Below are 12,744 nucleotides of genomic sequence, written 5' to 3'. Positions count from 1 at the left end.
GATAGTCCTCGCCTACTTCAGCAGCCCCTTCTCCTTGTAATAGCGTTCCGCGCCCGGATGCAGCGGCACCGGCATGCCGTCGAGCGCCTTTGCAGGATCGATCGCCTTGGCGGCGGCGTGGGCGGCGGCTAGTTGGTCGAGATGCTCGAACATCAGCTTGGTCATCTGATAGGCCGTCTGGTCGGAAACATCGGCGCGGGTGACGAGGAAATTGCCGACGGCCGCGGTCGCGACGTCCTCGGCCTGGCCCTCATAGGTGCCCTTGGGGATAACCACCGACAGATAGGGGGCGCCGATCTTGGCGACATCCTCGGCCGGCACGGCGACGACGTTGATCGGCACCGAGGTGGCGAGATCGCGGATCGAGGCGACCCCGAGGCCGGCCGACTGCAGCGTGGCATCGAGCTGGCGGTTCTTGATCAGCTCGACCGATTCGGCGAAGGGCAGGTATTCGACCCGGCCGAGATCCTCGTATTTCAGCCCGGCGGCGGCAAAGATGGCACGCGCATTGAGCTCGGTACCGGAGGCCGGCGCGCCGACCGACAGGCTCTTGCCCTTGAGGTCGGCCAGCGTCTTGATGCCGGATTCCTGGCTGGCGACGATCTGGATATAGTTGGGGTAGATGGCGGCGATGCCGCGCAATTTGTCGAGCTTGCCGGGGAAGCCGGCCTCGGCATTGCCTTCGGCGGCCATCTTGACGGAATCGCCGAGCGCGAAGGCGATCTCGCCCTTGCCCTGCTGCAGCAGGTTGAGGTTCTCGACCGAAGCCTTGGTGGCCTGCACCTGGGTGCGGGCGCCTGCGATGCCCTTGCTGTAGATTTCCGACAGCGCCACGCCGAGCGGGTAGTAGACGCCCGACGTGCCGCCGGTCAGCACGTTGATGAATTCCTGTGCCCTGGCCGAGGCAATGCCGAGCCCAAGCGATAGCGCCATTGCGCCGGCTGCAACGAACTTCGTTCTGAAATGGAACATCCGGTTTCCTCCCTGAAATATTGGCTGCCGCACCACCTCCTCGATGCGAACCGGCCAAGTTTAGACGGCGGGCCGCAAATGCCAACCCGCAATTGCATTCATTAGACGAACGGTTGAATGGATGCGGAAACAGCTCCCGGCTTGCGCGGGACGCGACCGTGGCCGAAAGATTTTTTCCGGCACCTGTCGAAATCGGACCTTGCCGCGCGACATATGTCCGGCTCGCAAGGACGCGGCCTACGAAACCACGGGAGAAGACCCATGCGATACATGCTTTTGATCAACAACGACGAAGCCGCACTGGCGAACACGCCGATCGAAAAGGCCCAACAGATGAGCGCGGCCTATGGCGCCTATACCGAAGCGTTGAAGAAATCCGGCGCGTGGCTGGCCGGAGAAAGGCTGCGCCCGACTCAGGCAACCACCTCGGTGCGGATCACCGACGGCAAGACCAACGTGATCGACGGCCCCTATGCGGACACCAAGGAGCAGCTTGCCGGCTTCTACATGATCGAAGCGGCCGACATCGATACCGCCATCGAATGGGCCGCGCGCTGCCCGGCGGCCAGCACAGGCACGGTCGAGTTGCGGCCGATTTGGGAAATGGCCGAATACATGCCCAAGAAATGACGATGTGATGGACAGCAGCGCGCAGATTGCCCGGGCAGCCGCCGAGGCCGCCGCCCGGCAAAGCTACGGCAAGCTGGTCGCCTGGCTCGCGGCGCGCACGCGCGATGTGGCCGCCGCCGAGGACGCGCTGGCCGACGCCTTTGCCGCGGCGCTCGAACGCTGGCCGCGAACCGGCGTGCCCGAAAAGCCGGAGGCCTGGCTGCTTGCCGTGGCAAGGCGGCGGCGTGTCGACGCGGTGCGGCGGCGGCTCACCAGCGAAACCGGCCGCGACCATCTCAAGCTGATTGCCGAGGAGGCGGAGGCGTGCATGACCGACCAGGACCTGCCCGACGAACGGCTGCGGCTGATGTTCGCCTGCGCGCATCCGGCGATCGAACCTGGCGTGCGCGCGCCGCTGATCCTGCAGGCCGTGCTTGGTTTCGACGCCGCGACGATCGCCTCCGCCTTCCTGGTTCCGCCGGCGACAATGGGCCAGCGCCTGGTGCGGGCCAAGGCCCGCATCCGTGAAGCCGGCATTCCGTTCCGCGTACCGGAGCGGGCCGAACTCGGCGAGCGCCTGGATACCGTGCTGGAGGCCATATACGCGACCTTCGCCGAGGGCTGGTCCGACCCGGCGGGCACAGAGACGCGGCGCCGGAACCTGGCCACCGAAGGGATCTGGCTCGGCAGGCTGGTGGCCTCGCTGCTGCCGGACGAACCGGAGGCGCTGGGCCTGCTTGCGCTGATGCTGTTCGCCGAGGCGCGCCGTACCGCGCGCCGCGATGGGTCCGGAGATTATGTGCCGCTCGCCGAGCAGGATCATGCGCTTTGGGATCATGCCTTGATCGACGAGGCGGAAACCCTGCTCGGCCGCGCCGCCTCCATGGGCGTGATCGGCCGCTACCAGCTCGAGGCGGCCGTGCAGTCCGTTCACGCGGCGCGGCGGCTGAGCGGCGAGACCGACTGGGTGGCGATCCGCGAATTCTACGACGCGTTGCTTTCGATCGCACGATCGCCCGTGGTGGCGATCAACCGCGCGGTGGCGATCGCCGAAGCCGAGGGCGCCGTGGCGGGGCTGGCGGCGCTGTACGTGCTTGGCGACGACAAGCGGCTCAATGGTTACCAGCCCTATTGGGCAGCGCGCGCCGGCCTTCTGGCCAGGCTCGGCCAGGTGCCGCAGGCGGTCGAAGCCTATGACCGTGCGATCGGCCTCGAAAGCGATCCGGCGGTACGCCGCTTCCTGCAGGGAAAACGCGCGACGCTCAGGCATTGAAATGCCTGAGCGCGGTGCTTTGCCGATGAATTGTTCAGCCCGGCCACATTTCGTGCGATGCGTTGAGCGTCTTCATCAGCGGGTGCTCGCGAAGCCTGGCCCACAGGCGTTCGATGTCGGGCCAGGCAGTGCGTGCCTTGCCGCTGTCGGGATGCCAGGCCACCAGCATGGCCAGATAGATATCGGCCACCGACATCGCCTCGCCTGCCAGCCAGTCGCGGCCGCGCAAGGCGGCATCGACGACGGCAAAGCCGCGGTCCATCTCGGCCACGGCCGCCTGCTTGACGGCCTTGGCGCCGTCGGCGTCGGCCGTGTAGCGCGGCGCGTAGTAGAAACGCAGCACCGCCGGATAGAGGGCGGACGACATGAACGCCATCCAGCGCAGGAAGTCGGCGCGGGCCGGTTCATCGGCCGCCGGCGCCAGCCCGGCCCGCGGATGGCGTTCGGCGAGCAGGATGCAGATGGCCGCCGATTCGGTCAGCGAGCGGCCGTCCGGCAAGGTCAGCACCGGCACCTGGTTCAGCGGGCTGATGTGGAGGAAAGCGGGATCGGGCCGATCGGATTTCGGTACGTCGATCTGCTCGAACGGCGCCTTGGCCAGCGCCAGGGCCGCCTCGACAACGAAGCCGCCGCTGCCGGGACGGGTGTAGAGCTTGTACATGAGGTCCTCCGCCGGCCCTGCGAGGGCCGGGGGCGATATGAACCGGAAGCAGGGCGCTGCTCAAGCCCGTGGCATCCGCCACGGCGGGTTTTTTCAGCGGGCCAGGCTAAGCACCTTTGTGTTAGGCGCTCGGCAGGGGGCGTGTCGAAACTTGACAGGCGACGCGTCGTATCGCTTCGCCCAACGAAGACCCTAAGCGCCCAGCCCTTCGAACAGGATCGTCGACAAATAGCGCTCGGCGAAGGACGGGATGATCACCACCAGGTTCTTGTCCTTGTTCTCCGGCCGCGAGCCGACGACGATCGCCGCCTGCAAAGCGGCGCCCGAGGAGATGCCGACCGGCACGCCTTCCAGCCGGGCGACGAGGCGGGCATTGGCGACCGAATCCTCGTTCGAGACCGTGACGATTTCGTCATAGATGGTGGTGTCGAGGATTTTTGGCGCGAAGCCGGCGCCGATGCCCTGGATCTTGTGCGGGCCAGGCTGGCCGCCCGACAGCACCGGCGAGGTTTCCGGTTCGACCGCGACGACATGCAGCGAAGGCTTGCGCTTCTTCAGCACCTGGCCGACGCCGGTGATGGTGCCGCCGGTGCCGATGCCGGAGACGATGATGTCGACCTCGCCATGGGTGTCGTTCCAGATCTCCTCGGCAGTCGTCGTGCGATGGATCTCGGGATTGGCCGGGTTCTCGAACTGCTGCGGGATGATGGCGTTGGGGATGGTGGCCGCCAGTTCGTCGGCCTTGGCGATGGCGCCCTTCATGCCTTTCGGCCCTTCGGTCAGCACCAGTTCGGCGCCGAGCAGCGCCAGCATCTTGCGGCGCTCGACCGACATGGTCTCGGGCATGGTGAGGATCAGCTTGTAGCCCTTGGCGGCGGCAGCGAAGGCAAGCGCTATGCCGGTATTGCCCGAAGTCGGCTCGATCAGCGTCGTCTTGCCGGGAGCGATCTTGCCCGATGCCTCGAGCGCCTCGATCATCGCCACGCCGATACGGTCCTTGACCGAGGCGATCGGGTTGAAGAATTCGAGCTTGGCAAGGAGATGGGCAACGATGCCCTTCTCCTTGGCGAATTTGTCGAGCCGCACCAGTGGCGTGTCGCCGATCGTATCGGTGATGGAATTGTAGATGCGGCCACGGCCGGGAACACGAGCGGAGGCGGCGAACTTGTTCATTGGTTTGGCTCCCAGAATGTCAGGCGGATGGAACTGATCTCAGACGGATGGCCGCCAAGATAGGCCTTCCACGGACGCAAGATAGACCGTCGCCCGAAAATATCCGAGTGGGGCCCGTGTCTAAAACGCCTCGGCCTCGGAAAAGCGTTCCCGCAAAAGCCAGTCCGGCGGAATGCCTTGGCAAAAATGGCCCTATTGGCGGGCGGCGATCGCCGCCGCCGCGCCGACCATGAAACCGGCCGCGGTGCGGTTCAGCGCCTTCAGGGCGCGCGGCGAGCGCAGGAACCAGCGCGCCTTGGCCGCCAGCGCCAGATAAGGCACCAGCACCACGAACAGGACGAGGACGGTGAGTGCGGCGAGGATGCCGTAGTCGGCCAGCGTGATGGTCTTGAGGTCGACGATGGTCGGCGTGATGGCGAGATAGAAGATCATCGTCTTCGGATTGCCGAGCGTCACCGTCAGGCCGGCGAGGAAGCTCGACGCCAGCCCGCCCTTGCCTTTCCTGGCCTCGACCGTCTCGGGCGTGATGCCGGCGGTCCAGAAGCGCCAGCCGAGGAAGGCGAGATAGGCGACGCCGGCCCATTTGACGGCGAGGAACACCAAGCCGAAGGTCTGCGCGACAAAGGCAAGCCCAAGCACCACGGCGGTGAGATAAAGGAGGTCGCCGAGCATCAGGCCGAAGGACATGGCCAGCGACGAGCGGAAGCCGGAACCGAGCGCGCGCGCCACAAGCGCGGTGACGCCGGGGCCGGGAATGGCCGCGGCCAAGCCGAGGGCGGCGCTGTAGGCGAGGAAGCCGGTGAGGGTCATGGATTGAGCCTTGCGTCCGCGAAACTGCTGGGACGGCGCCTTGTCGCACAGAGTTTCGCGGGCGGGAATTGCCTGGAGCCGGATTTGGTTGCACCAGGCACGCCCCGTGCTCGAGGCCTTTCAGCGGATCAGGACCGGCCGTCGCCGTAGGTCACGCGCCAGATGGTGCCGTTGCCGTCCTCGGTGACGATCAGCGCGCCGTCGCTCGCCACCGCCACGCCGACCGGCCGGCCCCAGACCTCGCCGCCGGAGGTGACGAAGCCGGTCATGAAATCCTCATATTCGCCGGTCGGCTTGCCGTCCTTGAACTTGAGCCGCACCACCTTGTAGCCGGTCCTGTTGCCGCGATTCCACGAACCGTGCAGGGCGACGAAGGCGTCGCCCCTGTATTCGGCCGGAAAACCGGATCCTGCGCGGACATTCCTGCCGTCGTAGAAGGCGATGTTGAGCGGCGCCGAATGCGCCTGCATCAGAATGTCGGGGACGGTGACCTTGCCGGCAAGGTCGGGACGCGCGCCCTTGTGGCGCGGATCCTCATTGTCGCCGATATAGTACCAGGGCCAGCCGTAGAAGGCGCCTTCCTTCACTTCGGTCGCATATTCGAACGGCACGTTGTCGCCGAGCGCGTCGCGCTCGTTGACCACGCACCACAGCGCGCCCGCCGCCGGCTGGATGGCCATGCCCGAACAGTTGCGCAGGCCGGTGGCGACGATGCGCCCATTCCTACCGTCCGGGTCGAAAGCCCTGACGTCGGCGCGGCCTTCCTCCGCGCCCCAGGTGGCGCCGAGCGGCTTCGACCTGGCCCAGGCGTCGAGCCCGCCCCGCGGTTTCCTTGCCATGTCCTGGGCGGCGTTCGAGCCGGAGCCGACCGAGAGATACAGCGTCTTGCCGTCCGGCGAGAAGGCGATGTCGCGGGTCCAGTGATGAGTGGCCGGAATATCGCGGACGATGGTTTCCGGCTCGCCGGAGGCCTCCAGGTCGCCATCGCGGTAGGGAAAGCGCACGATGCTGTCGCTGTTGGCGACATAGACCCATTGCGGGTTGTCCCCAGGCGGGTAGAAGGCGATGCCGTAGGGCTGGTTGAGATTGCGGGCGAAGATGCCGTCCCTGACAGGTTTCGCGCTGCCCTCGCCGAGACGGTAGACGCGGATCTGGTTGGCCTCGCTGTCGGCGACGAACAGGTCGCCATTGGGCGCGACGCGCACGACGCGCGGATTGTCGATGCCCGAAGCGATCAGTTCCGCCGAAAAGCCCGCCGGCAGCCGCGGCTCGGCGCCTTGCGGCCTTTGCACCGGACCGGCGCCGTTCGAGGCGGATCTGGTGACATAGGGCCTGGGCTGGTCTTGCGGGCTGATCAACCGGCGCACGCCCGGCGCATCGGCCCGCCAGTCACCGAATGCGGCCGCGCCCTTCAGCACCGGCTCTTCCTGCTGGGCCAATGCCGTCGCGGCGAAGAGCAAGGCAGCAGCGATTACCACGGCGCCGGCAAGTCGGATCATCCCAGTCTCCAGCTTCTCGCTTCTTCATGCATGTCGTTGTCCCAAGACCGAAGTCACATGCATCAAGGGAACGGGCGGGCTCGGCAGTCGTTCCGGACGACACGGGGAGTTGAAGGAATTCGGGTCAGCTATCCGCGTCGAGATCGAGATCGGCGTCGAGGTTCTTTTCCAGTTCGACGAGATCGGCCGGCAGCGGCATGCCCATGGCGCGGATTTCGCGCAGCTTCTCGCGCAATTGCTCCTGCACTTCGCGCACATCCTCAGGCTGGTTGACCATCTCCTCCAGCAGCAGGCTGATCTGGGCCTTGAACGATTCCAGCGCCATCTTTTCTCTCCTCGGCCGTCTGGATCGATCCCAGCTCTCAGCGCAGCATGCGCGATATCAGCTGCGCCGTATAGTCGACCATCGGGACAATGCGGGCATAGTTGAGCCGGGTCGGGCCGATGACGCCGAGCGCGCCGACGACGCGGGCGTCCTTGTCGCGGTAGGGTGCCACGACCAGCGACGAGCCGGAGAGCGAGAAAAGCTTATTTTCCGAGCCGATGAAGATGCGCACGCCCGGTCCCGCCTCGGCGAGGTCGAGCAGCTGGATCAGCCCGTCCTGCGTCTCCATGTCCTCGAACAGGTGGCGCAGGAGTTCGATGTCGGCCTGGGCGGTGACGTTTTCGAGCAGATTGGCGCGGCCGCGCACGATCAGGCGCGCCGGCAGGCCGCTTTCCGCGCCGGCCCACACCGCCAGCCCTTTCTCCACCAGGTCCTGCGACAGCGTGTCGAGCGCTGCCCTTGTCTCTTCCTTGATACGCTCGACCTCCGCCCGCGCCTCGGCCAGCGTACGGCCGCGAATATGGGCGTTGAGGAAATTCGAGGCCTCGTGCAATTGCGAGACGGTGATGCCGGCCGGCAGATCGATGACCCGGTTCTCGACGTCGCCGTTCTGCGACACCATCACGGTCAGCGCCTTGGTCGGTTCGAGCTGGATGAACTCGATGTGCTTAAGCGCCACCTCGTTCTTGGCGGCCAGCACCAGGCCGGCGCCGCGCGACATGCCCGACAGCATCTGGCTGGCCTCGGTCAGCATGTGTTCCAGCGTGGCGCCCGAGCCGGAGGCTCGCACCTGCGCCTCGATGCTGCGCCGCTCCTCGTCGGAGAGGTCGCCCAGTTCCATGAAGGCGTCGACGAAGAAGCGCAGGCCGGCCTGCGTCGGCAGACGGCCGGCCGAGATGTGCGGCGCGTAGATCAGGCCGAGATGTTCGAGGTCGCTCATCACGTTGCGGATGGTGGCGGGCGACAGCGAGGACGGCAGGATGCGCGACAGGCTGCGCGATCCCACGGGCTCGCCGTCCCTCAGATAGGAATCGACGATACGCCGGAAGATGTCGCGCGAACGCATGTCGAGCGCCTGAAGTGCCGGCGCGTGAAGAGCGAGCGACTGCGAAGCGGGATCGACTGCCTTGGTCATTTCGGCCATAACCTCCGGTTCAAGGATATAGACTTCGCGGCGCTGCGCGCAACCCGGTGTCGCGTTGCGCGATCAGCCGGTGTCGCACTTGCGATCACCCGGTGTCGCCGTTTGCGATCACCCGGTGTCGCGTTGCGCGATCGCCCCGGTGCCGCCGCGTTTGCGGCCGCCGGTCCATTTTCCTTTACGCCGTGCCCCGCATGCGTCTAAAAGCCGGCCAAGATTCAAAAAAGCTGACAAGAAAGCAGGCCGAATGCGCCCCTCCAAACGCCAGTTCGACGAAATGCGCGCCATCTCCTTCGAGCGCGGCGTCTCCAAACATGCCGAAGGCTCGTGCCTGGTGAAGTTCGGCGACACGCATGTCTTGTGCACGGCAAGCCTGGAAGAAAAGGTGCCGGGCTGGATGCGCAATTCCGGAAAAGGCTGGGTTACGGCCGAATACGGCATGCTGCCGCGCTCGACCGGCGAGCGCATGCGCCGCGAGGCCTCCGCCGGCAAGCAGGGCGGGCGCACGCTGGAGATCCAGCGGCTGATCGGCCGCTCGCTGCGCGCCGTGGTCGACCTGCAGGCGCTGGGCGAGCAGCAGATCACCGTCGACTGCGACGTCATCCAGGCCGATGGCGGCACCCGCACCGCCTCCATCACCGGCGGCTGGGTGGCGCTCTACGATTGCCTGCGCTGGATGGAAGCGCGGCAGATGGTGAGCGTCGCCAAGGTACTGAAGGACCATGTCGCGGCGATTTCCTGCGGCATCCATGACGGCCAGCCGGTCATCGACCTCGACTATCTCGAGGATTCCTCGGCCGGCACCGACGCCAATTTCGTCATGACCGGCAAGGGCGGCATCGTCGAGATCCAGGGCACGGCCGAGGGCGAGCCCTTTTCGGAAGGGCAGTTCGCCGAGCTGATGGGCCTGGCCAAGAAAGGCATCCAGAGGCTGGTGAGTTTGCAGCAGATGGCGGTGGCGTAGTTTATTCATGCGGAGCCTGGGCACCCCCCTCTGCCCTGCCGGGCATCTCCCCCGCAAGGGGGGAGATCGGCTGTTGTCTCGAGCTTCGCCAGTAATCAGCATAGAATACCATGAGCGGGCGCTCACGCTGCCAATCTCCCCCCTTGCGGGGGAGATGGCCGGCAGGCCAGAGGGGGGTGCCTCGTGATCCCCTCTGCCATTCTTGAATCCGCTCTTTACGTCACCGACCTCGCCGCTGCCGAAGCCTTCTACACCGACATCCTCGGCCTCACTCCTCTCGGCAAGGTCGAGGGCCGCCATCTCTTCTTCCGTTGCGGAGCCGGCGTGCTGCTGATCTTCAACGCCGAGGCGACCAAGGTCCCGCCCGCGCCCGACGCGAGGCTGAAAGTGCCGCCACACGGCACATCGGGCGAAGGCCATCTCTGCTTTGCGGCGACCGCCGATGAAATCAGCCGCTGGAAATCCCATCTGAAGGCGGAGAACATCGCTGTCGAAAGCGAATTCGAATGGCCGCAAGGCGGCCGCTCGCTTTATATCCGCGATCCCTCCGGCAATTCGATCGAATTCGCCGAGCCGAGAATCTGGGGACTTTGATGCATTCTCTCGACGGAAAAAAGATCGTCGTCGCCAGCCACAATGAAGGCAAGCTGCGCGAATTCGCCGATCTGATGGCGCCATTCGGATTCGAGGCGAAATCGGCGAAGGACTATGGCTTGCCCGAACCCGAGGAGACCGGCACAACCTTCGAGGAGAACGCCTATATCAAGGCCTTCGCCGCAGCCAAGGCGACGGGCCTGCCGGCGCTGTCGGACGATTCGGGCCTGTGCGTTGACGCGCTCGACGGCGCGCCCGGCGTCTACACCGCCAACTGGGCCGAAACGCCTGATGGCAGCAGGGATTTCGGCATCGCCATGCAGCGCACCGAAGTGGCGCTGCAGGAAGTCGGCGCCGCCACGCCCGCGCAGCGCACGGGACGCTTCGTCGCCGTCATCTGCCTCGCCTTTCCCGATGGCGAGGCAGAATATTACCGCGGCGAGGCCGAAGGTACGTTGGTCTGGCCGCCGCGCGGCGAGCTCGGATTCGGCTACGACCCGGTGTTCCTGCCCGACGGCTTCGAAAAGACCTTCGGCGAGATGAGTGCCGAGGAAAAACACGGCTGGAAACCCGGCCAGGCTACGGCGCTGTCGCACCGCGCCCGCGCCTTCCAGAAATTCGCCCAAGCCCGATTGGGTCTGGCCCGGTTAGGCTCGGCATGATCAGGCCCGGCGCCACCATGCCGCTCGACCGCAGCCCCGGTTTCGGCGTCTATGTGCATTGGCCGTTCTGCGCGGCCAAATGCCCCTATTGCGACTTCAACAGCCATGTCCGCCACCAGCCGGTCGACCAGGAGCGCTTTGCCGCCGCCTTCGAGGCGGAACTGGCGACGATGCGCCAGCGCACCGGCCCACGCGAGGTGACCAGCATCTTTCTCGGCGGCGGCACGCCGTCGTTGATGAAGCCGGAAACGGTGGCCAGGGTCCTGGACGCCGTGGCGAAGAACTGGACGGTGCCCGACGGCATCGAGGTGACGCTGGAGGCCAATCCCTCCTCGGTCGAAGCCGAACGCTTTCGCGGCTATCGCGCTGGGGGCGTCAACCGGGTCTCGCTCGGCGTGCAGGCGCTGAACGACAAGGATTTGCGCTTCCTTGGCCGGCTGCACAATGTGGACGAGGCGCTGCACGCGATCGGGCTCGCGCGGGAGATATTCCCAAGGCTCTCCTTCGACCTGATCTACGCACGGCCAGGCCAGACGACGGAGGCCTGGGCATCGGAGCTCGAACAGGCGATCGGCCACGCCGCCGACCATCTGTCGCTCTATCAGCTGACCATCGAGGAAGGCACGCCGTTCCACGCGCTGCACGCGGCGAAGAAATTCATCATCCCCGACAACGACCACGCCGCCGACCTTTATGCGCTGACGCAAGAGGTGACATCAGCCCATGGTTTGCCGGCATATGAGATCTCAAACCACGCCCGGCCGGGTGCCGAAAGCCGGCACAATCTGACCTACTGGCGCTATGGCGAATATGTCGGCGTCGGCCCTGGCGCGCATGGCCGCTTCGTCGAGAACGGCCACCGCGTCGTGACCATCGCGGAGAGGATGCCGGAAACCTGGGCCAATCTGGTCGAGGCCAAGGGCCATGGCGTCACCGGCGGCGAGACCCTGACGCGCTCCGAAGAGGCTGACGAGTTCCTGCTGATGGGACTGAGGCTGGCGGAAGGCATCGACCTGTCGCGTTACGAAGCGTTTTCCGGGCGCGGCCTGTCGAGCGCGCGGCTGTCGGTGCTGCAAGGCGAAGGGCTGGTGGCGCCGATCGGCAACGCCCGCCTGCGCGCCACGCCCGCCGGCATGATCGTGCTCGACGCCGTGGTGGCCGATCTGGCACGGTAGGCTGGGATGCTGCTCCCAATCTCGAAGCCAAGATTACGCTTCTGGAGGCGGCTGTTTCGCGGTATCTGAGTTGAGACCCGACCGGTGAGGCTATCCGAATGAACCTGCCGCTCTCCTGGCAATTCTGGGCGCTGTTGTCGGCGACTTTCGCGGCGCTGACGGCGATCTTCGCCAAGGTCGGCATCGAGACCATCAATTCCGATTTCGCCACCCTCATCCGGACAGCCATCATCCTGGTCGTGCTTGCGGCGATCCTCGCCGCCAGCGGCCAATTCCAATCGTGGGCCTCGATCTCCGGGAAGACCTGGCTTTTCCTTAGCCTGTCGGGACTGGCGACCGGAGCCTCGTGGCTCTGCTATTTCCGCGCGCTGAAAATCGGCAATGCGGCGCAGGTGGCGCCCATCGACAAGCTAAGCGTCGTGCTTGTCGCGGTGTTTGGCGCGGTCTTTCTCGGCGAGCGGCTCACCGGTGCGAACTGGCTTGGCGTCGCCCTTATCGCGGCGGGCGCGGTGCTGGTCGCTTATCGAGGGTAGTGCTGCGCCGTGGCGGGCGTTCTTGGTTTCGAGACGGGTGATGAAAATATCGAAGCGATTGGGCATCGTCCGGTCAGTGCTCCGTCGTGCTGTCGGGTTCGTTATCGGGTAGCTTGATCTCTGGTGGCGGGCGGCGCGCGGGCCCCTGCTTGCCGTCCGTGGTGGCGGGCGGCTTCCCGTCTCCTTGCGCGGCAAAGCGCTTGCGGCCTGCATAGTAAGGCTCGAAAGCGTCCTGTATGGTCAGTCTGTCCATCCTGTCCTCCCGGGGGAATCAGGGGCTAAATCTGCGAAAGACGGTTTCGTTCCCTACTGTGGCGAAGGAATGGCGCTCGCCTTGCATTACAGCGGCTTTT

15 protein-coding genes are annotated in these 12,744 nt (G+C 65.8%); 7 read left to right on the top strand and 8 right to left on the bottom strand.

All coding sequences use genetic code 11. From position 1 onward, the window contains the following. Positions 1–12 precede the first annotated feature (12 nt). Positions 13–972, bottom strand: a complete 960-nt coding sequence (locus FJ942_RS11590) for a TAXI family TRAP transporter solute-binding subunit (RefSeq protein ID WP_140897773.1) — start codon at positions 970–972, stop codon at positions 13–15. A gap of 261 nt (positions 973–1,233) precedes the next feature. Between FJ942_RS11590 and FJ942_RS11585 the strand changes: the two genes are divergently transcribed. Together FJ942_RS11585 and FJ942_RS11580 are read left to right on the top strand one after the other, a co-directional pair. Further along, on the top strand, positions 1,234–1,602 hold the full coding sequence (locus FJ942_RS11585; protein WP_140491798.1) for a YciI family protein: 369 nt from the start codon (positions 1,234–1,236) through the stop codon (positions 1,600–1,602). Positions 1,603–1,609: 7 nt separating this feature from the next. Further along, positions 1,610–2,854 carry an RNA polymerase sigma factor gene (locus FJ942_RS11580; RefSeq protein ID WP_140897888.1) on the top strand — a complete coding sequence of 415 codons (1,245 nt, stop codon included), beginning with the start codon at positions 1,610–1,612 and terminating at the stop codon, positions 2,852–2,854. A gap of 34 nt (positions 2,855–2,888) precedes the next feature. Here FJ942_RS11580 and FJ942_RS11575 read toward each other — a convergent pair whose 3' ends face one another. The 6 genes from FJ942_RS11575 to hrcA form a co-directional block, all read right to left on the bottom strand. Continuing rightward, positions 2,889–3,515, bottom strand: a complete 627-nt coding sequence (locus FJ942_RS11575; RefSeq protein ID WP_140514133.1) for a glutathione S-transferase family protein — start codon at positions 3,513–3,515, stop codon at positions 2,889–2,891. A gap of 192 nt (positions 3,516–3,707) precedes the next feature. Continuing rightward, entirely contained in the window at positions 3,708–4,688 is a 981-nt protein-coding gene (gene cysK, locus FJ942_RS11570) for a cysteine synthase A (RefSeq protein WP_140759044.1), read from the bottom strand. 192 nt (positions 4,689–4,880) lie between these two features. Beyond that, entirely contained in the window at positions 4,881–5,498 is a 618-nt protein-coding gene (locus tag FJ942_RS11565; protein WP_140673815.1) for a LysE family translocator, read from the bottom strand. A 128-nt stretch (positions 5,499–5,626) separates the two neighbouring features. Then, on the bottom strand, positions 5,627–6,997 hold the full coding sequence (locus FJ942_RS11560; RefSeq protein ID WP_140491808.1) for a sorbosone dehydrogenase family protein: 1,371 nt from the start codon (positions 6,995–6,997) through the stop codon (positions 5,627–5,629). A gap of 124 nt (positions 6,998–7,121) precedes the next feature. Beyond that, the gene (locus FJ942_RS11555) at positions 7,122–7,322 is read right to left on the bottom strand and encodes a hypothetical protein (protein ID WP_140491810.1); all 201 of its coding nucleotides are present in this window, start codon (positions 7,320–7,322) and stop codon (positions 7,122–7,124) included. 37 nt (positions 7,323–7,359) lie between these two features. Further along, positions 7,360–8,457: a heat-inducible transcriptional repressor HrcA gene (gene hrcA / locus FJ942_RS11550; protein WP_140514128.1), complete on the bottom strand. Its 1,098-nt coding sequence runs from the start codon at positions 8,455–8,457 to the stop codon at positions 7,360–7,362. A gap of 253 nt (positions 8,458–8,710) precedes the next feature. Between hrcA and rph the strand changes: the two genes are divergently transcribed. From rph to FJ942_RS11520, 5 genes are all read left to right on the top strand, one after another. Next, positions 8,711–9,427: a ribonuclease PH gene (gene rph / locus FJ942_RS11545; protein WP_140491814.1), complete on the top strand. Its 717-nt coding sequence runs from the start codon at positions 8,711–8,713 to the stop codon at positions 9,425–9,427. Positions 9,428–9,610: 183 nt separating this feature from the next. Next, positions 9,611–10,021, top strand: coding sequence for a VOC family protein (locus tag FJ942_RS11535; protein WP_140673821.1), 411 nt, complete (start codon positions 9,611–9,613; stop codon positions 10,019–10,021). Then, a complete protein-coding gene (rdgB, locus tag FJ942_RS11530) occupies positions 10,021–10,683 on the top strand; it encodes an RdgB/HAM1 family non-canonical purine NTP pyrophosphatase (RefSeq protein WP_140491821.1) in 663 nt (220 codons plus the stop codon). The genes FJ942_RS11535 and rdgB overlap by 1 nt, the downstream gene beginning before the upstream one ends. Next, positions 10,680–11,858 (top strand): radical SAM family heme chaperone HemW, encoded by a 1,179-nt coding sequence (gene hemW / locus FJ942_RS11525; protein ID WP_140897771.1) that lies wholly within the window; start codon positions 10,680–10,682, stop codon positions 11,856–11,858. The genes rdgB and hemW overlap by 4 nt, the downstream gene beginning before the upstream one ends. A gap of 98 nt (positions 11,859–11,956) precedes the next feature. Continuing rightward, a complete protein-coding gene (locus FJ942_RS11520) occupies positions 11,957–12,391 on the top strand; it encodes an EamA family transporter (RefSeq protein ID WP_140491827.1) in 435 nt (144 codons plus the stop codon). Positions 12,392–12,464: 73 nt separating this feature from the next. On the opposite strand, the gene FJ942_RS11515 is transcribed toward FJ942_RS11520, so the two are convergent. Continuing rightward, complete coding sequence (locus FJ942_RS11515) at positions 12,465–12,644, bottom strand: hypothetical protein (protein WP_140491829.1); 180 nt, start codon at positions 12,642–12,644, stop codon at positions 12,465–12,467. Positions 12,645–12,744 lie beyond the last annotated feature (100 nt).

Origin of the sequence: Mesorhizobium sp. B2-4-2 (assembly GCF_006442845.1) — a bacterium.
Classification (GTDB): Bacteria; Pseudomonadota; Alphaproteobacteria; order Rhizobiales; family Rhizobiaceae; genus Mesorhizobium.
Note: the sequence above shows the minus strand (reverse complement) of the source record. Positions and strands in the feature narration are given on the sequence as shown.